The sequence below is a fragment of the Paraplanobispora takensis genome, assembly GCF_016863195.1.
Taxonomy (GTDB): Bacteria; Actinomycetota; Actinomycetes; order Streptosporangiales; family Streptosporangiaceae; genus Planobispora; species Planobispora takensis.
The window spans coordinates 78,661-97,964 of sequence record NZ_BOOK01000005.1; the positions used below are offsets into that span (position 1 = coordinate 78,661).

The following is a 19,304-nucleotide window of genomic DNA, read 5'->3' on the forward strand; positions in this document are numbered from 1 at the left end:
ATCAACCCTATTGGGCGTCGCCCACCGTGTTCTCGACCGCCTGCGCCTCCTCCTCGCGCAGCCTGGACCTGTTGCGATCCGCGTCGACGATGATCCGCACCGCCTCGTCCGGATCGTCGGTCACGTGGATGAGGTCGAGGTCCTGCGGGGAGATCTTCCCCGTGGCCGCGAGGGTGGACTTGATCCAGTCGATCATCCCGCCCCAGAACTCCGTGCCCATCAGCACCACGGGGAAGGAGGTCACCTTGCGGGTCTGGACGAGCGTCAGCGCCTCGAACAGCTCGTCCAGGGTGCCGAACCCGCCGGGAAGCGTGACGAACCCGCAGGAGTACTTCACGAACATGGTCTTGCGGACGAAGAAGTAGCGGAACTCGATGCCGAGGTCCACGTACTCGTTCATCTGCTGCTCGAAGGGCAGCTCGATGCCGAGCCCGACCGAGACGCCGTCCGCCTCGACGGCCCCCCTGTTGGCCGCCTCCATGCAGCCCGGACCGCCACCGGTGATCACGGCGTAGCCCGCCTCGGAGAGCTTGCGGCCGAGCTCGACGCCCAGCGCGTACTCGGGGGAGTCCTCGGGCGTGCGGGCGGAGCCGAAGACGGTCACCGCCTGGGGCAGTTCGGCGAGCTGGCCGAAGCCCTCCACGAACTCCGCCTGGATGCGCAGGACCCGCCACGGATCCATGTGCAGCCAGTCCGCCGGCCCCCGGCGATCGAGGAGCCGCTGGTCGTAGGTGGAATCGGGGACGAAGTCGCCGCGGACCACAGCGGATCCCTGACGGCGCTCCGGACGTGTCTTCTTCATGCCGATCACGCTAGCGCCACCCCACAAAAAATCTTGAAATTCTCTCCGGAGACACGGAACCGGATTTCCAGGAGGCTGCGTCTAACTGCCGAGGGTGCTGCTCGGGACTGAAAGTGGCTTTCCCCGCCAAATGGCCGGCGAGGAAAGCCACTTTCTTTTGTATGGCCGTGCTGCGCACGGCGGCTCGGGGGCTCCTTGATCCGGCTCCTGCCCTCGCTGTGTTGACGGCGACGCTGACGCGTCGCAGGCTCGGGGGCTCCGCGATCCGGCTCCCGCCCTCGTCACGTCCTCGCTTCGCTGCGGGCGTTCCTCGGTTGCTTCACCGGCGCCTCCTCACGGGCTGCGGGCGTTCCTCGGTTGGTTCCCCGGCGCCCCCTCGCGGGAGGCCGTGACCACGGGAGGCTTCCTGGGGCCGGGGGGATGGAAGGTCCTCAGGTGAGCCAGGTGAGCATGCGGTGTTCGCAGTCGGCGATCTTGGACAGGGAGACGTGCTCGTCGCGCTGGTGGGCGAGGTTGGGGTCGCCGGGGCCGTAGTTGACGGCCGGGACGCCGAGGGTGGAGAACAGGGAGACGTCGGTCCAGCCGAGCTTGGCCCTCGGGACGCCGCCCACGGCCGTCACGAAGGCGGCCGCCACGGGGTGGGTCAGGCCGGGGCGGGCGGCGGGGGCGCCGTCGGTGAAGCGGACCTCGAAGCCGTCGAACACCTCGGTCACGTGCTCGCGCGCCGCCTCCAGGGACAGGTCGGGGGCGAAGCGGTAGTTGACCGTCACCGCGCACTCGTCGGGGATCACGTTGCCCGCGACCCCGCCGGAGACGCCCACCGCGTTCAGGCCCTCGTGGTACTCCAGCCCGTCGACGACCGGCAGCCTCGCCTCGTAGGCCTCCAGGATCTCCAGCACCGGCCGGGCGGCGTGGATCGCGTTGACCCCGAGCCAGGAGCGGGCGCTGTGGGCACGCTTGCCCCGGGTGACGACCTGGGCCCGCAGGGTCCCCTGGCAGCCGCCCTCGATGGTCCCGTCGGTGGGCTCCATGAGCACCGCGAAGTCGCCGGCCAGCCAGTCCGGGCGGTTGCGGCTGAGCCGCAGCAGCCCGTTGCGCTCGGCTTCGATCTCCTCGCAGTCGTAGAAGACGTAGGTCACGTCCCGGCTCGGCGCCTCCAGCGCGGCGGCCAGCCTCAGCGCGACCGCGACCCCGCTCTTCATGTCGGAGGTGCCGCAGCCGTACAGCAGGTCGCCCTCGACCCGGCTGGGCAGGTTGCCGGCGACCGGGACGGTGTCGATGTGCCCGGCGATCACCACCCGCTCGCCGCGGCCGAGCCGGGTGCGGGCCACGACCGCCTCCCCGTCGCGGTCCACGCTCAGGTGCGGCAGGGCCCGCAGGGACTCCTCCACCGCGTCGGCGAGCGTCTTCTCGCCGCCGCTGACCGACTCGATGTCGACGATGCGCGCGGTGAGCGCTCCGACGTCCTGTGTGAGATCCAGCCGCGTACTCATGTCCGCGACCTTATCGCCGCCCGCGGGTTCCGCCGGAGCGCGGGTTTCGCCGGAACGTGGGTTTTACTGGAAGACGTGTTGCGCATCGGGGAGCTCGCCGCCCTGGCCGGGGTCAGCGTCGGAACGGTCCGCCGCTACCACCGGATGGGCCTGCTGCCCGGCCCGCCGGACGCGAAGGGGCGGCGGCTGTACGGCACGGCCGACGTGGTCCGCCTGATCAGGATCCGGCGGCTGGTGGCCCTCGGGGTGGACCTGCCCGACATCGGCCGGGTGCTGGGCACCGGCCCCGGGCCCGACGGGGATCTGCGCAGGGCCCTGGCCGGCCTGGACGCCGACCTGGCCGTCCAGGAGGAGGCGGTACGGCGGCAGCGGGCGATGCTGGCCGAGCTGCGGCACACCGGGCCCGACCCGGCCCCGACCCCGGAGCTGGCCCAGATCGTCGGCGAGCTGGAGCGCGTCGTCCCGGCCCACCCGCTGCTGGAGCGGGCGAGGGAGACGATCACCCTGCTGGGCGCCGCGGTGCCGGGGCTGGCCGGGGCGCTCGCCGGCGCCTACCGGGCGTCGATCGGCGACGAGGGGCTCAGGCGCCGGCTGTGGGACGTCGGCCTGCGCTTCGAGGAGCTCAGGGACACCCCGCCGGAGGCCCCCGAGGTCGCGGTCCTGGCCGAGGATCTCGGCCGCCTGCTGCGGCCCTTCTTCGACACCCGTCCCAGCGGGGCCGTGCGGGGTGGCAGGATCGGCGAGCTGTCCCCCGCGCAGCGGCACGTCGTCCGGTTGCTCGGCCGGTGATCTGCCCTTACTGAGCGCAATCTCCTGTCCGACAGGGTTTGCCGGACCGCACACCAGTCGTGGGCATGTAGGTTCTTCTCCGTGCGGCGGCGGTTATCCAATGGAGTCATCGCGATCATGGTGATCGTGACCGTGCTCGCGGTGGCCATCACCGTGGGCGTCTTCATCCTGATCAACCGGTTCGACACTCTGACCGTCGCACGCGAGGGCTGCCGGGTGACCACCCCGCGGGGAAGCCTCGACCTGGACATCGAGCAGGCCCAGGTGGCGGCGGCGATCGCCGGTGTGGCCCACCGCCGCAAGCTGCCCGAGCGCGCCGTGGTGATCGCCTACGCCACCGGCATCCAGGAGTCCAAGCTGCTCAACCTGACCTTCGGCGACCGCGACTCGCTCGGGGTCTTCCAGCAGCGGCCCTCGCAGGGCTGGGGACCGCCCGACAAGCTCGTCGACCCGGTCTACGCCAGCGGCAAGTTCTTCGCCGCCCTGGTCAAGGTGAAGAACTACCGGAAGATCCCGCTGCACGAGGCCGCCCAGGAGGTGCAGCGCTCGGCCGACGGCTCGCTGTACGCCCAGCACGAGGAGAACGCCAAGATCCTGGCCGCGGCGTTCACCGGCCGGGTGCCCAAGGCGGTGCACTGCTGGTTCCCTCCCGGCGGCGAGGAGACTCCCGCGCCCTCCCCCTCACCGGACGGGGCGGAGCAGGAGCTGGCCCGCACGCTCGGCGCGGGGACCACCCTGGAGGCCGGTTCGCGCAGGCGGGGCTGGCTGATCGCCACCTGGTCGCTCGCCCACGCCCAGAAGTACGGCCTGCGCCGGATCAGCTACGACGGTCAGGCCTGGAGCGTGACAACGGGCGAGAAGGGCGACTGGAAGCCCGACGCCGGCGCCTCCCGGGAGCGGGTCCAGATCTCCTGAGGTCGGCGGGTCCCCGGATCGGGGCCCCTCAGACCTTCCTGTCGATCATGATCGAGCCCGGCGGGAGCGACTGGGCGTAGGAGGAGTTCCACGCTCCGCCCTGGACCCGCTCGAAGGAGAGCAGGCGGCCGTCGGCCGCGTGGTAGTCGGCGAAGTCCAGCAGACCCCGGTCGGGCATGCCGGTGTAGCCCTCGGCGCGGAAGGAGGCGGTGCCCCGGTCCGCCGGGAAGAACTCGGCTCCCTCGACGATGATCATCCGCTTGGCGGGGACCATCCCCTGTGTGGGCACCGGTGTCCACAGCAGCACTTCGAGGTGGGGGGCGTCGCCCGGAGTGTTCCCCGAGCGCGTCTCGACCGACAGCCACCGGTGGTGGCGGCTGCCGTCGTCGAGCATGTACTCGGTCCACTGGACGCCCTGGCACGACAGGTAGACCGCCCCGAGGACCCGGGAGCGCGCTCCCTGGCACTCGATCGTGTCGCCCACCTTGATCGTGCGGGGGTCGGGATAGTCGATGCCGACATGGCCCGTGTCCTGCACAGGCCCGCGCGGAGGCGACCGCTCGGCTTCGACCGGCGGCGGCAGGGGGGTCTCGCCGGAGAACCCGTCCCCGGGCGTCCTGCGGTCCTGGCGGGTGGTCGCGTAGAACGCGCCCAGCAGCAGGACCACAGTGATCACGCCGAGTCCGAGCATCACGGCGACCGCAGGGGTCATGCCGCGGGATCCTACTGGAGCCGGCGCACCGCCGCATCGACGCGTTCGTCACCGGCGGTCACGGCGATCCGGACATGACGGTCGCCGGCCGCCCCGTAGAAGTCACCCGGAGCGACGAGAACGCCCTTCTCCGCCAGGGTCCGCACCTGGTCCCAGCAGTTCTCGCCGTTGGACGCCCACAGGTACAGGCCCGCGGCGGAGTGCTCGATCCGCCAGCCCGCCGCCTCCAGGGCGGGGCGCAGCGCCGCCCGCCGCGCGGCGTAGCGGGCCCGCTGCTCCTCGGCGTGCGCGTCGTCGTCCAGCGCCGCGGTCATCGCCGCCTGGACCGGGGCCGGAACGATCATGCCCGCGTGCTTGCGCACCTCCAGCAGTCGCCGGATCAGCGCGGGGTCCCCGGCCACGAAGCCGGCCCGGTAGCCCGCCAGGTTGGAGCGCTTGGACAGCGAGTGCACCGCGAGCAGTCCCTCGTGCGAGCCGCCGCACACGTCGGGGTGCAGGACCGAGATCGGCCGCTCCTCCCAGCCCAGCTCGATGTAGCACTCGTCGGAGGCCACGATCGCGCCGTGCTCGCGCGCCCAGGAGACGACCTTGCGCAGGTGCTCGGCGGGCAGGACCTTGCCGGTCGGGTTGGAGGGGGAGTTCACCCACACCAGCGGCACCCGCTCGGGCCCGAGCGCGAGCAGCCCGTCGGTGGCGTACGGCTGCGCGCCGGCCAGGCGGGCGCCCACGTCGTAGGTGGGGTAGGCCAGCTCGGGGAAGATCACCCGCTGGCCGGAGCCGATGCCGAGCAGCGTCGGCAGCCAGGCCACGAACTCCTTGGAGCCGATCAGCGGCAGCACGTCCGCCTGGTCGAGGACGACCCCGTGCCTGCGCCGGAGCCATCCGGCCGCGGCGGCGCGCAGCCGCTCGGTGCCGTAGGTCAGCGGGTAGCCGGGGCTGTCGGAGGCGTCGGCCAGCGCCCGCCGTACGACGTCGGGAACGGGGTCCACGGGGGTGCCCACCGACAGGTCGACGATCCCGTCCTCGTGCCCCTGCGCCAGTTCCTTGTACGGCGTGAGCCGATCCCATGGAAAGTCCGGCAGCCCGATCACAGCTCTCCCCGCTGGCATGCCCCCACCCGGGCGGGGAGGGGGGAAGGTCGTCGATGGAACCCGTGCGCGGGGGCGGCGCGACGCGCCGCCCCCGCGCACACGGGCTTTCTAGTGCTCCTCGGCCTGCGGGGGCAGGGCCGCCACGACCGGGTGGTCCTTCTCGATCTTGCCGACCTTGGAGGCGCCGCCGGGCGACCCCAGGTCCTCGAAGAAGTCCACGTTGGCCTTGTAGAAGTCCTTCCACTGCTCGGGAAGGTCATCTTCGTAGAAGATCGCCTCAACGGGGCAGACGGGCTCGCACGCACCGCAGTCCACGCACTCGTCGGGGTGGATGTAGAGCATGCGCTCGCCCTCGTAGATGCAATCGACGGGGCACTCCTCGATGCACGCCTTGTCCAGGACGTCCACGCAAGGCTGCGCGATGACGTAGGTCACCTCGGGCTCCTTCTTCTTTACGCACCTAGGCACGACTTCGACCGCGGGTTGCTACGCCCTAGTATTGCCGTGCCCGCCATATGTCTGGAACAGGAGGGGGGCCTCTGCGGTGTCCCCCGCATTCGGCGCTCGGCTGAATATCACCATAACCCCAGCTGACGTGGGCGAAAGGGTGACCGTCCGGCGACGGGTCCCCGAGGGCTTCCGCGACGCCGTGGGCCTGCTGGAGTTCTGGCGGGACGGCGTGCTGGGCGTGCGCAAGCGTGACGGCACCCTCGTCGAGATCCCCGAGGACACCCTCGCCGCGGCCAAGGTTGTCGTGAGCCGGGCGTAAGCCGTTCACCAAGAACGCTCGCGCCTCCTCGACCGCCCCGGTGGGACCCGAGAAGGATCCGGCGGGTGACCGTACGCAGCATCGCCGCCGCCGTGATCCTCGTCTCCGTGATCACCGGATGCAGCTCCGCCGTCCCCGCTCCCGAGCAGGGGCCGCTCCCCCCGGTGAAGCTCCAGGCCGCCTCCCTCCAGGAGGGCTTCACGAGCATGGAGCGCCTCGTGGAGGAGGCCAGGAAAGAGGGATCGCTCAACGTCATCGGCCTGGCACGCGACTGGGCGAACTACGGCGAGATCATCGACGTCTTCTCCGACGAGTACGGCATCAAGGTCAACGAGCTCGAACCGGGCGCCAGCAGCGCGCAGGAGATCGAGGCCGTCCCGCGGCTCAAGCCCGACGTGTTCGACCTGAGCCTGGAGGTGGCGGTGGCCAACGCCGGCTCCTTCGCCCCCTACAAGGTGCGCGGCTGGCAGGACCTGCCCGACGACCTCAAGGACTACGACGGCGCCTGGTACGCCGCCTACGGCGGCTACATGTCCATCGGGTACGACGCGGCCAAGGTGCCCGCCCCGGCCTCCTACGAGGACCTGCTCAAGCCCGGCTACAGCCTCTGGCTCCCCGGCGACCCCCGCGACAGCGCGGCCGCCTTCGGCGGCGTGATGGCGACCGCCTTCGGGCGGGGCGGCGCGGAGGGCCCCGGCAGGCCCGACGCGCGGCGCGGGGTGGAGTTCTTCGGCCGCCTGAAGGAGGCCGGCAACCTCGCCGAGCCCGGCGCCACGCCCACGGCCGTCCTCGACTGGGACTTCCTCAACGCCGGGCGCGTGGCGAGCCGGAAGGGCTGGAAGGTCGTCATCCCCGGCGGCGGCGTGCTCGGCTCCTACTACGTGCAGGCCATCGGCAGGGACGCCCCGCACCCGGCCGCCGCCCGGCTCTGGCAGGAGTTCCTCTTCTCCGACCGGGGCCAGAACCTGTTGCTGAAGGGCTACGCCCGCCCGGCCCGCATGGAGGCCATGCGGATGCGCGGGACGCTCGACGCGGAACTCGCCCGCAGGCTCCCGGAGACCGCGGCGCGGCCGGTGGTGCTCACCGTCCCGGAGACCGACGCCGCCAGGGCGTACATCCGAAGTGAGTGGGCCGTGGCGGTTGAGTGACACTGATGCCGGTGGGACTGATATGTCGCGACATGCCTGAGGCTCTAAAGTGTCAGGAGAGTACCGGCACGAGGCCGCGTCTTCTCAGAATGTGAGCTGATCATCTTGCGATTCGATACACCGAGCATGATCAGGTGGAACGCTCGCACCTATGACAGCAGCTTCGGTTACGTCTCGGCGCACGGCGCCCCCCTGGTCGACCTCCTCGACCCCCAGCCCGGGGAGCGCATCGTGGACCTGGGCTGCGGCACCGGAGTGCTGACGGCCGAGATCGCCTCCCGGGGCGCCCACGTCCTGGGCATCGACGGATCACAGGCGATGATCGAGAAGGCGCTGGCCCAGTACCCCGGGCTGGACTTCATCGTCGGCGACGGTCACGACTTCGTGCTCGCCCAGCCGTACGACGCGGTCTTCTCCAACGCGGCTCTGCACTGGATGGGCCGGCAGCCGGACGCGGTGATCGCCAGCGTCCGCGAGGCCCTGGCCCCGGGCGGGCGGTTCGTGGCCGAGATGGGCGGCGCGGGCAACTGCGCCGCGCTGACCGCCGCGGTCTCCACGGCCTGGCGCGAGCACGGTCTGCACGAGCCCGATCTGCCGTGGTACTTCCCGACCCCGGCCGAGTACGCCACGCGCCTGGAGAAGGGCGGGTTCACCGTCCGAATTCTGGAGTACTTCGACCGGCCGACTCCACTTGACGAATGCCCCAACGGTGCGGCGGACTGGGTGCGGATGTTCGCCGGTTCGCTGCTGCGAGGAGTCCCGGTGAACCTGGTCGAATCCCTGCTGCGCCGGGTGAATGAGCTGGCAGCGCCCGCTTTGCGGCGGGAGACCGGGTGGGTGGCCGACTACGTGCGGCTGAGGTTCGCCGCCGTACGCCGTTGACCAGACTCGTGCGCTGGGGTGATTTGCCAGACTAAGGTCTGTTCCATGAGTCTCGTTCTCCAGCGGCGAGGAGTGGAACAGGCGGCTTGAGGGGCTGGTGAAGGGAACGGATGAACTTCTGTCTGAGTGACCTCGTGCCGCCGTTGCGCTGGAGCGACGCGGCCGCGATCCCGCTTCTGCGCGACCGGCCGGCCCTTCCGGACGCCTGGTGGCGGAGCCTGCCGCTGGCGCGGGTGCTCGCCGTGGTGCCGCCCCAGGAACTGGCCGAACTGCTCGCGGAGATCGCCCTGGAGCACTGGCCCGCGGCGGCCGTGGGCGACGTGCTGCCGGCCCTGTACGTCCTGGACCCGGAAGAGGCCGACGAGCCCTGCACGTCCATCGCCCTCGACCGGGCCGGCTCGTGGCCCGGCCTGCTCTCCCTGACCGGTCACGACCTGCGCGACCAGCCCTTCATCCAGGCCCGCCCCGTGCTGCACGCCCTGTTCGGCGCGGTCTTCGCCCACCTGGCCCCCGCGCCCCCCGCCGCGCAGGCGCCGCCCGTACACGTGCCCGCGGCGCAGAGCGGTACGGCCGAGACCCCCCTCGCGTCGGAGTTCATCGAGGCCGAGTTCATCGGGGCCACGCCCGTGGACGCGGCCGGAGTCGACGAAGTGGACGAGGCGGCCGAAACGGCCGAAGCCGGTGTGGACGAGGAAGCCGCCGAGCACGTCCCGGTCGCATCCGCGAGCGTGAGCGGGGAGACCGCCGTGCCCGTGGACGCCGAGCACGACGGCGCCGTGGCCGCGGACGGAGAAGCCGTCACGCCCGCGGACACGGATGAAGAAGCCGTCACGCCCGCAAATGCGGACGAAGACCTACCCGAGCCTGCAAACCCGGACGAAGACCTCGTCGCACCCGTGAACGCCGGGCACCGCGCAGCCGTATCCCCGGACGTGGGGGTGGACGAGCCGCGCGATCTGCTTGCTCTGGTGGACGGCGTCTTCGCCGGGCTGGAGGACACGAGCTGGGCCGTCGCCCAGAACCGGGTGTTCAGCGACGAGCCCGCGACCGTGGAGGCGCTGGCCAAGCTCTTCGCGGTCTCGCCCGAGAGCATCGGCGAGATCGAGGCCGGGCTGCGGCGCCGGCTGGCCGGCTGGCTCGGCTCGGAGGAGGCGGCGCCGTACCGGGAGCACCTCGCGGAGATCAGGACGGCCCTCGGCAAGGCCGCCCCGCGCAACCGGCTGATCGGCGCGGCCGGCTGGCACACGCGCGAGCTGCGCTCGCTCGACGTGCCCGCCTGGCAGTTCGTGCTGGCGACGCTGACCGACTACTACGTGGTCGACGGCTGGCTGGTGGACGGCGACATCGCCGAGCTCCAGCACCGCACCCGCGACCTGATCGGCGGAGCCGAGCGCCCGCCCACCGTCAGCCGGGCCCTCGAACTGGTCTCCACCCTCGGCATCCACCCCGAGGTGGCCGAGGAGTGGCTGGAGAACGTCCCCCAGCTGCGCATCCTCGGCGGGGGCGATCCCGCGGCCCAGCGCTCCAACGGCGCCATCCCGGTCCAGGCGTCCGGCCCGCCTCCCGCACCGCACGCCGACCCGCTCTCCGCGCCGTACGCCGGGCCGATCTCCGACCCGTACGCCGGACATCCGGAGGACGAACCCGCCCAGGGGCCGCCGCAGAACCCCGCCTGGGCCAAGGCCCCGTTCCGGCCCCTCAAGGACGTCGCGCTCACCCGGCGCTGCTTCCGGCAGCCCGACGGCCGATGGTGGCTGAGGATCGACGTCACCGCCGAGCACCTCGAAGGCGCGGAGTGCCCGCTGCCCAGCGGGTTCGCCGCCTACCTGGGCATGGCGCCCGGCGACAGCCGCACGGTCGGCAGCGTGGTCGGCGAGCTGGTCGTCAGCTGGCACGACCGGCCGGTCCTGGAGTCCCTGAGCACCCTCCTGCGGGACGCGGGCGCCAAGGAGGGAAGCCACCTGTTCCTGACGCTGTCCGACGAGGGGGTCCTGCGCGCCAGGCACCTGCCGGCCGCCGGGACGGGCATGGAGCCGGTGGTGCGGGCCCTGCGCCTGGTGGGCTACACCGCGCCGTGCGAGACCGTCGAGCACGCCGCGCGGGTGATCGGCACCAGGGTCGGGATGTCCGGGCCGGTGAGCCTGCCCGAGCTGCTGACCCGCCTGCGTGAGCGCGGGGACCGCGACCTCCAGTCCCTGCTGGCGTAGCCCATGCCCCGACTAGCGCTCTCCCCCGAGTTCCCCGCGGAGCTCAGCGCCCTGGCCCAGCCGGTGCGCCGGGACGCGGTGGTCGCCGTACGCCGGTTCCTGCAGAACGTGTCGGGGGCCCCGCACCCGGAGCGGGTCAGGGGGGCGCGGGACGAGCGGGTGGCGACGCTGCGCCTGGCCGACCGATACCGCGGCGTCGTGGTCAGGCAGCGGGACGTCTACTGGCTGCTGACCGTCCTGCCCGAGCCCGAGGCGTGGGCCTGCGCCCAGCGTCACCGCTTCGCGGTCAACTCCGCCCTGGGCGTGGTCGAGATGTGGGACGCCGCGGCGCTGGAGCGGGCCGAGTCGGCGATCCGCCGGGCGGCGCGCTCGTCCCGGGCCCGCCTGTTCGCCGAATTCTGCGACACCGACCTGGCCGAGCTGGGCGTCGGCCACCGGTTCCTGCCGCTGGTGCGGCAGATCACCGACGAGCTGACCCTGGAGGCGCTGGAGCCGCTGCTGCCCCCCACGCAGTACGCGCCGCTGGCCGCGCTGGCCCGGGGGGAGTCGATGACCGGGGCCTGGCGGGAGCTGGAGAACCGGCGGTGCGTCCCGGCCCCCTTCGAGCCCGCCGGCGGCGCCGAGCTGGAGGACCTCGCCGCCGCACTCCTGCGCAGCCCCGACCGCGCCGTCTTCGTCGAGGGCCCGCGCGAGCTGAACCACGTGCTGGACGCCCCCGGCTGGTGCGTGTTCCTGCACCCGCCGCAGTACCGGCTGTCGCACTGGGAGTCCTACGAGCGGCCCGTGCTGGTCACCGGCGGCGCGGGCACCGGCAAGACCCTCACCGCCCTGCACCGCGCGGCCCACCTGGCCGGGAACGGGCGCGGGCCGATCCTGCTGGTCACCTTCTCCCAGGGGCTGAGCGCCGAGCTGTCGGCCAAGCTCGACCTGCTGATCGAGGACGAGGTGGTGCGCAAGCGGGTCGAGGTCGGCAACGTGGACCGGCTGGCCCACCGCATCGTCTCCCAGGCCGAGGGACGCCCGCCCACTCTGGTCGGCGCGGCCGAGCTGACCGCGCTCTGGCGGGAGGCGGAGAGCGAGCACGGCCCGGCGTTCCTGCTGCGCGAGTGGGAGCAGGTGATCCTGGCGCAGAACCTCCAGACCCTGGAGGAGTATCTCGCCGCCCCGCGCCCCGGCCGCGGGGTGGGACTGTCCGCCGAGGAGCGGACCGGCGTCTGGAAGGCCGTCGGGCACGTCACCGGCCGGCTGGCCGAGCGCGGCAAGCGCACCCTGCTCCAGCTCGCCGCCGAGGCGGCCACCCTGCTCGGCCAGAGCACCGGGGACCTGCTGGAGGAGGACGAGCCGCGGCGGGAGCCGTACCGGCACATCGTCGTGGACGAGGCGCAGGACCTGCACCCCACGCAGTGGCGGCTGCTGCGCGCCGCGGTGCCGTACGCGCCCGACGACCTGTTCATCGTCGGCGACCCGCACCAGCGCATCTTCGACACCCGGGTGGCGCTGGGCGCGGTGGGCATCGACGCGATCCAGCAGCTCCTGCAGGTCTCGCACCGGCTCCCCCAGGAGATCCTCTCGTGGGGGGTACGGCTGCGCGGGGGCGGACCGGCCGACGGGCTGGTGGCCGGAGTCCAGGAGTTGTACGGTTTCCGCGCCACGCGGCACGGCCCGCGCCCCATGGTGCGTGCCTACGATTCACCGGAGGAAGAGCTGAGCGGACTGGTCGCGCACGTCTCGCAGTGGATGGAGGACGGCGTCGCCCCCGGCGAGATCGGTGTGGCCGCCAGGACCCCGGCCCTGGTCCGGGACGCCAGAGCCCTCCTGCGGGAGTCCGGGGTGCGGGTGACCACGCTGCACGGCATGAAGGGGCTGGAGTTCCGGCGGGTCGCCGTGATCGGCGTGGCCGACGGGATCGTGCCGGCCCCCGAGTCGCTCACCCCGGCCGAGGAGGACCCCGCGGCCCGGGCGCACGACCTCCAGCGTGAGCGCGGTCTGCTCTACGTGGCCTGCACCCGGGCCAGGGAGGTGCTGTACGTGTCCTACTCCGGACGGGCAAGCCCATTCCTACCCACCTGACCACATACTCTGAACTGCGGATACATTCCCCTTTGCCGGTTGGACCCCAATGAACCTCAGCCTGAGCGACATCGCGCCACCCCTGCGCTGGACCTCTCCCGGCCAGGTAGCGCCGATCGCAAACGACACCCGTCTTCCCGAGGCGTGGTGGCAGGCAATCCCGCTGGAGCGGGCCTGCTCCGCCATCGGGACCTCCGAGGTCGCCGGCCGGCTGGCCGATCTCGCCCTGGCGTGCTGGGGACATCTGGCGCTCGGCGACGTCCTGCCCCTGCTCAGGTTCGCCGACCCGGCCGCGAGTGTGAGCACCCCCGAGGGGCTCGGCCGCGAAGCGGTGCACAAGCTGTTCATCGGGGTCCTGGAGAGGCTGCTCGAACCGGTCAGCGAGGACACCGTCGCCCCGGCGCGCCCCTCCCGCCCCGACCGCCCGCTGCCCGAGCTGATCGACGAGGTCTTCTCCTCACTGGACGACCGCCAGCGGGCCATCGCCAGGGACCGGCTCTACGCCTCCCAGCGGGTCACGCTGGACGAGCTGGCCCAGCGGTTCTCGGTGACGCGTGAGCGCATCCGGCAGATCGAGCGCGACCTGCGCGACCACGTCGAGGCCTGGTTGTCCTCCCCGGACGCGGCCCCGCTGGTGGCGCACGTGTCCTGGCTGCGCGGCCGGCTGGGCTCCGCCGTACCGGCCGACGACCTGGCCGCCGCGGTGCCGTGGCACCGCGGCGACCTGGCCACGCTGAACATCCCGGCCTGGCGGTTCGTGCGCACCCTGCTGACGGGCTACGAGCAGGTGGACGGGTGGCTGGTCGCCGGGGGCGCCGACGAGCTGCGCGAGAAGACCCGGCAGCTGTTCACCGACGGGCCGCGCCCGCTGGCCGAGGCCATCACGCTGGTCAGCCAGCTCGGCATCCGCGAGGACGTGGCCGAGCGCTGGCTCATCTCCGTGCCGCAGCTGCGGGTGCTGGAGGAGCACGTGGTGCCCTGGCCGCGCAGCGTCAACGACAAGGCGGAGGCCGTGCTCGCGGTGGCGGGCAACGCGCTGACCCCCGAGGAGATCCAGGAGCGCATCGGCGAGGACTACAGCCTGGTGGGCATCCGCAACCAGCTCACCGCCGACGACCGGTTCCTGCGCCTCGACCGCAACAAGTACGGCCTGACCCGCTGGGGCGGCGAGCAGTACCTCGGCATCCGCGAGATGATCGTCCGGGAGATCGAGCGGGCCGGGGGCGAGGCCTCGGTCAACACGATCGTGGCCAACCTCACCGGCCGCTACGACGTGAGCGAGAGCTCGGTGCGCGCCTACGCGGGCGGGCCCGGCTTCGAGCGCACCCAGCGCGGGTGGATCCGGGTGGCCGGCACCGAGCCGGCCGACTACCAGCCGCGCCGGGACGTCTCGGCCACCCGCCGATGCTTCCGCAGCCGCGACGGCCGCTGGTGGCACCGGGTGGACGTCAACGCCGAGCACCTGCGCGGCTCGGGCTCCCCGCTGCCCACCGGCTTCGCCGCCTACCTCGGCATGGCCCCGGGCGGCCAGCTCACCGCCTCCACCCCCTCGGGCGACGTGGTGATCAGCTGGCACAACCAGCCGACCATGGGCTCCATCCGCCCGGTGCTGGTCACCGCCAACGCCTCCGAGGGCGACCACGTCTTCCTGACGGTCTCCGACGGAGGCGAGCTGCTCACCCGCTATCTGCCCGCGGCGATGCCCGGCATCCCGGCGCTGAACCGGGCGCTCCACCTGATCGGCTACACCGCTCCGGTGGCCTCGGAGACCGAGGGCCTGCGCCTGATCGGCGCCCGCATCGGCCTGCCCGAGGGCGCCGGCCGCGACGACGTGCTGGGCCGCCTGCGCGAGCGGGGCGACCGCGACATCCTCGCCTACCTGGAGGGCGGCGTCTGAACTAGTCTCGGTTCATGCTGCGGCTCTATGACACGCGGAATCGCGAGGTCCAGCCGGTCGTGCCGGACGGCGCCCGCTCCCTGCGGATGTACACCTGCGGCCCGACCGTCTACCGTCACGCCCACGTCGGCAACCTCCGGTCCTACCTGCTGTCGGACCTGATCAGGCGGATCGCCGAGCGGCAACGGCTCCGGGTGACCGTCTGCCGCAACATCACCGACGTCGGGCACCTGGTGGACGACACCGAGATCGACCCGACCGGCGAGGACAAGGTGCTCGCCCAGGCTCGGGCCGAGGGCCGGGCCTGGCAGGAGATCGCCCGCTTCTACGAGGAGGCCTTCACGGCCGACACCGCGGCGCTGAACATGCGCCCGCCGGAGCACTCGCCCCGGGCGAGCGAGACGATCGACCTGATGATCGAGATGATCGCCGAGCTGATCGAGAAGGGGCACGCCTACGCGACGCCCGACGGCTCGGTCTTCTTCGACGCGGCCTCCTTCCCGTCCTACGGCGAGATCTCCGGCAACCGGCTCGACCGGCTCAAGCCCGGCCACCGGGAGGCCGTCGACCCGCGCAAGCGCTTCCACGCCGACTGGGCCCTGTGGAAGTCCTCGGACCGGGAGGCCACCTGGGAGACCCCGTGGGGCCGCGGGTTCCCGGGCTGGCACATCGAGTGCTCGGCCATGTCGCTGCGCCTGCTCGGCGAGCACATCGACGTCCACACCGGCGGCATCGACCTGCGCTTCCCGCACCACGAGGACGAGCGGGCCCAGTCCGACGCGACCGCGGGGCACGAGGTGGTCCGGCACTGGGTGCACGGCGAGCACCTGCTGTTCGACGGGCGCAAGATGGCCAAGTCGACCGGGAACGTCGTGCTCCTGCGGGATGTGGCCGAGCAGGGCCTCGACCCGCTCGCCGTACGGCTGGCGCTGATGGAGCACCGCTACCGCCAGCAGATGAACCTCACCTGGGACACCCTGCGGGCCGCCGACCGGACCCTGCGGCGCTGGCGCTCCCGCGTCGCCGAGTGGTCGGAGTCGCCGAGCGCCCCGATGCCCGCCGAGCCGGTCGCCCGGATCGAGGCGGCCCTGGACGACGACCTGGACACCCCGCTGGCCCTGCGGCTGCTGCGCGAGCTCGACCGGGACGAGTCGATCGCCCCCGGCTCCCGGTTCGAGGCCTTCCTCCACCTGGACCAGATCCTCGGCCTGGACCTGCCGGCGGACATCGGCAAGGTCAGGGTGCTGCCGCCGGGCGCGGCCGAGCTGCTGGAGCAGCGCGGGCGGGCCCGGGCCGCCAGGGACTGGGCGGCCGCCGACCGCCTGCGCGACGAGCTGGCCGACCTGGGGGTGAAGGTCTCCGACACTCCCGAGGGCCAGACCTGGAGCTGAGCGACCGAAATGTCGGCCCCGGTCGATAGCGTCACGATCATGACTGAGACCGGTGTGGAAGTACGGCCCGCGAGGGCGGAGGATCTGGACGGCGTCGTGGCCTGCAGCGCGGCGCTGTTCGCCGAGGACGCGGGGACCCGCGACCCGGCCGTGAACGTGAACTGGCCGAAGGAGTACGGCGCGGCGAAGTTCGCCGACGCGCTGCACGACCCCGACCGCCTGGTACTGGTGGCCGACGACGACGGCCGGATCGTCGGCCACCTGACCGGCGCGCTGTCGGGGCCGACCCCGATGCGCCCGGTGACGGTGGCCACCCTCGGCAGCATGTACGTCCGGCCCGCCTACCGCGGCCGCAAGATCGGCACCCGGCTGGTGGAGGAGTTCCGCGACTGGGCCCGCCTGCACGGTGCGCAGTACGCCGGGGTGACCGCCTACACCGGCAACGAGGGGGCCGGGCGCTTCTTCGAACGCAACGGTTTCGCGATGCACTCCACCGTCAGGGAGGCCACCCTCTAGCCGGAGTCCTGCCAGACTTGCTGAGACATGTCGCTCAGGAGGTCTGTGTTGAGGTTCCGGCCGTATGCCTGGATGCCCCGGCCGCTGCGGTGGCCCGCGCGGGTGCTCACCGTGCTGGTGGTGCTCGGGCTGGCCCTGGGCGGGGTGGTCGTGTGGAACGTGCGCGCGTCCTTCCCCCAGCTGTCGGGCGAGCTCAAGGTGGACGGCCTGACCGGCAAGGTCACCGTATATCGCGACAAGACAGGCATCCCGCACATCTACGCGGACTCTCCGGAGGACCTGTTCCTCGCCCAGGGATACGTCCACGCGCAGGACCGGTTCTTCGAGATGGACTTCCGGCGGCACGTGACCGCCGGGCGGCTGTCGGAGATGTTCGGCTCCGCGACGCTCACCGAGGACAAGGTCATCCGGACCATGGGCTGGCGCAGGGTGGCCGAGGAGGAGCTGCCGACGCTCGCCGAGAGCACCCGGCGCCACCTCGACGCCTACGCCAAGGGCGTGAACTCCTGGATGGAGCGGCACCGGGGGGCCTCCGAGCGGAGCCTGGAGTACGGCGTGCTCAAGCTGACCAACTCCTCCTACGAGCCCGAGCCGTGGACCCCGGCCGACTCCCTGGCCTGGCTCAAGGCCATGGCCTGGGACCTGCGCTCCAACATGTCCGACGAGATCGGCCGGGCCCTGGCCGCCACGAAGCTGCCGCCCGAGCGGGTGGAGCAGCTGTGGCCGGACTATCCGTTCGACGACCACCAGCCGATCGTGAACCGGGGCACGGTGGTCCGGGGGAAGTTCGACCAGGACGGGGAGCCGTCCCGGGACACCGCGACGACGGACACCGTGGCGACCGGCGCGCTGACCCGGGCCGCGCTGGCGATGCGGGCGGTGCCGAGCCTGATGGGCGACCCCGCCGGCGGCAACGGCATCGGCTCCAACTCCTGGGTGGTGGACGGGCGGCACACCGTCTCCGGCAAACCGCTGCTGGCCAACGACCCGCACCTGTCGGCCGCCATGCCCTCGGTCTGGTACCAGGCGGGGCTGCACTGCCGTACGAAGAGCGCCGCCTGCCCCTTCGACGTCACGGGGTTCACCTTCTCCGGCGTACCCGGCGTGATCATCGGTCACAACGACAAGATCGCGTGGGGCTTCACGAACCTCGGCCCGGACGTGGCCGACCTCTACATGGAGAAGGTCAAGGACGGCTCCTACCTGTTCATGGGCCAGTGGCGGCCGCTGGCCGTCAGGACCGAGACGATCAAGGTCGCGGGCGGGGCCCCGGTCCGGCTCGACGTCCGGGACACCATGCACGGGCCGATCATCTCCGACGTCATGGAGAACGTGGCGGACGCCCTGCCCGGCGCCGCCGGGGCCGCCGGGCAGGAGGCCGACGCGGTCGCGCTGAAGTGGACCGCGCTGGAGCCCGGCAAGAGCGCCGACGCGATCTTCGCGATCGGCTCGGCGCAGAACTGGCAGGAGTTCCGCGCGGCGGCGGCCCTGTTCGACGTGCCCGCGCAGAACCTGGTCTACGCCGACGTCGAGGGCAACATCGGCTACCAGGCGCCCGGCCGGATCCCGGTCAGGACCCTCGGCGACGGCACCTGGCCGGTGCCCGGCTGGAGCGGCGAGTACGCCTGGAAGGGCACGATCCCCTTCGACGAGCTGCCCTCCCTGTACAACCCGCCGGAGGGCTACATCGTGACCGCCAACAACGCGGTCGCCGACCCCGGTCGCTATCCGCACATGCTCACCGTGGACTGGGCGTACGGCTACCGCTCCCAGCGCATCCTGGACCTGCTCCGCGCCGAACTGGAGGAGGGCTCCGGCAAGGGCAGGCTGGACGTGGCGACGATGGGCCGCCTGCAGCAGGACACCCACAACGGCCTCGCCCGCTTCCTGGTGCCCCCGCTGATGGAGCTCGACGTCGCCGGGCCCGCCGAGCAGGCCCGCGCCCTGCTGCGCGGCTGGGACGGCTCGCAGGGGGCCGGCTCCGCCCCCGCGATGTACTTCAACGCCGTCTGGCGCCACCTGCTGATCGAGACCTTCAACGACGACCTGCCCGAGGGCGCGCGGCCGGGCGGCGGCGACCGCTGGTTCGAGGTGGTGCGCGTCATGCTGGAGCGGGCCGACGACCCGTTCTGGGACGACGCCGGGACGGAGCTCACCGAGACCAGGGACGACATGCTGCGCCGGGCCCTGGGCCGGGCCTACGACGAGCTGAGCGCCCGCCTGGGCCCGGACCCCGGGCAGTGGCGCTGGGGCGACCTGCACTCCCTCACCCTGGTCCACCAGTCCCTGGGCGCCTCGGGGATCAGCCCGATCGAGTGGCTGTTCAACCGGGGGCCGTTCCCCCTGGGCGGCAACGACGACGCGGTCAACGCCATCGGCTGGGACGTCCAGGACGGCTACGAGGTGGGCTGGCTGCCGTCCATGCGGATGGTCGTCGACCTGGCCGACTTCGACCGGTCGCAGTGGATCAACCTGACCGGCGCCTCCGGCCACGCCTTCCACGACAACTACGCCGACCAGGCGCCCCTGTGGGCGGGCGGCCGGACGGTCCCGATGCTCGCCGGGCAGGAGGCGGTCAGGAAGGCGGCGGCGAACACGCTGACGCTGACGCCCGCCGCGTAG

At 72.3% G+C, this 19,304-nt stretch carries 16 protein-coding genes; 11 read left to right on the top strand and 5 right to left on the bottom strand.

Annotated features, from left to right (window positions below; all coding sequences use genetic code 11):
* Nucleotides 1-7: 7 nt before the first annotated feature.
* Nucleotides 8-802, bottom strand: coding sequence for an LOG family protein (locus tag Pta02_RS04675; RefSeq protein ID WP_203873405.1), 795 nt, complete (start codon nt 800-802; stop codon nt 8-10).
* Between the two features lie 431 nt (nt 803-1,233).
* On the bottom strand, nt 1,234-2,295 hold the full coding sequence (gene dapE, locus Pta02_RS04680) for a succinyl-diaminopimelate desuccinylase (protein WP_203873406.1): 1,062 nt from the start codon (nt 2,293-2,295) through the stop codon (nt 1,234-1,236).
* A 75-nt stretch (nt 2,296-2,370) separates the two neighbouring features.
* On the opposite strand from dapE, the gene Pta02_RS04685 reads away from it, so the two are divergent.
* Together Pta02_RS04685 and Pta02_RS04690 are read left to right on the top strand one after the other, a co-directional pair.
* On the top strand, nt 2,371-3,084 hold the full coding sequence (locus Pta02_RS04685) for a MerR family transcriptional regulator (protein WP_203873407.1): 714 nt from the start codon (nt 2,371-2,373) through the stop codon (nt 3,082-3,084).
* Between the two features lie 117 nt (nt 3,085-3,201).
* A complete protein-coding gene (locus Pta02_RS04690; protein WP_239129576.1) occupies nt 3,202-3,999 on the top strand; it encodes a hypothetical protein in 798 nt (265 codons plus the stop codon).
* Nucleotides 4,000-4,027: 28 nt separating this feature from the next.
* Here the strand turns inward: Pta02_RS04690 and Pta02_RS04695 are convergent, their stop codons facing one another.
* From Pta02_RS04695 to fdxA, 3 genes are all read right to left on the bottom strand, one after another.
* Entirely contained in the window at nt 4,028-4,711 is a 684-nt protein-coding gene (locus Pta02_RS04695) for a DUF4178 domain-containing protein (protein ID WP_203873409.1), read from the bottom strand.
* An 11-nt stretch (nt 4,712-4,722) separates the two neighbouring features.
* Nucleotides 4,723-5,802, bottom strand: coding sequence for a succinyldiaminopimelate transaminase (gene dapC / locus Pta02_RS04700; RefSeq protein WP_203873410.1), 1,080 nt, complete (start codon nt 5,800-5,802; stop codon nt 4,723-4,725).
* A 108-nt stretch (nt 5,803-5,910) separates the two neighbouring features.
* Nucleotides 5,911-6,237, bottom strand: coding sequence for a ferredoxin (fdxA, locus tag Pta02_RS04705; RefSeq protein ID WP_068901325.1), 327 nt, complete (start codon nt 6,235-6,237; stop codon nt 5,911-5,913).
* 160 nt (nt 6,238-6,397) lie between these two features.
* Here fdxA and Pta02_RS04710 point away from each other — a divergent pair, with 160 nt between their 5' ends.
* From Pta02_RS04710 to Pta02_RS04750, 9 genes are all read left to right on the top strand, one after another.
* On the top strand, nt 6,398-6,571 hold the full coding sequence (locus Pta02_RS04710; protein WP_239129578.1) for a putative acetyltransferase: 174 nt from the start codon (nt 6,398-6,400) through the stop codon (nt 6,569-6,571).
* 65 nt (nt 6,572-6,636) lie between these two features.
* The gene (locus Pta02_RS04715; protein WP_203873412.1) at nt 6,637-7,719 is read left to right on the top strand and encodes an ABC transporter substrate-binding protein; all 1,083 of its coding nucleotides are present in this window, start codon (nt 6,637-6,639) and stop codon (nt 7,717-7,719) included.
* A gap of 126 nt (nt 7,720-7,845) precedes the next feature.
* A complete protein-coding gene (locus Pta02_RS04720) occupies nt 7,846-8,601 on the top strand; it encodes a class I SAM-dependent methyltransferase (protein WP_203873413.1) in 756 nt (251 codons plus the stop codon).
* Between the two features lie 110 nt (nt 8,602-8,711).
* Nucleotides 8,712-10,808, top strand: a complete 2,097-nt coding sequence (locus tag Pta02_RS04725) for a hypothetical protein (protein WP_203873414.1) — start codon at nt 8,712-8,714, stop codon at nt 10,806-10,808.
* Between the two features lie 3 nt (nt 10,809-10,811).
* Complete coding sequence (locus Pta02_RS04730; protein ID WP_203873415.1) at nt 10,812-12,878, top strand: UvrD-helicase domain-containing protein; 2,067 nt, start codon at nt 10,812-10,814, stop codon at nt 12,876-12,878.
* Nucleotides 12,879-12,927: 49 nt separating this feature from the next.
* Nucleotides 12,928-14,775 (top strand): sigma factor-like helix-turn-helix DNA-binding protein, encoded by a 1,848-nt coding sequence (locus tag Pta02_RS04735; protein WP_203873416.1) that lies wholly within the window; start codon nt 12,928-12,930, stop codon nt 14,773-14,775.
* 14 nt (nt 14,776-14,789) lie between these two features.
* Nucleotides 14,790-16,166 carry a cysteine--tRNA ligase gene (gene cysS / locus Pta02_RS04740; RefSeq protein WP_203873417.1) on the top strand — a complete coding sequence of 459 codons (1,377 nt, stop codon included), beginning with the start codon at nt 14,790-14,792 and terminating at the stop codon, nt 16,164-16,166.
* Between the two features lie 39 nt (nt 16,167-16,205).
* A complete protein-coding gene (locus Pta02_RS04745; RefSeq protein ID WP_203873418.1) occupies nt 16,206-16,682 on the top strand; it encodes a GNAT family N-acetyltransferase in 477 nt (158 codons plus the stop codon).
* A 72-nt stretch (nt 16,683-16,754) separates the two neighbouring features.
* Entirely contained in the window at nt 16,755-19,304 is a 2,550-nt protein-coding gene (locus Pta02_RS04750; protein WP_239129691.1) for a penicillin acylase family protein, read from the top strand.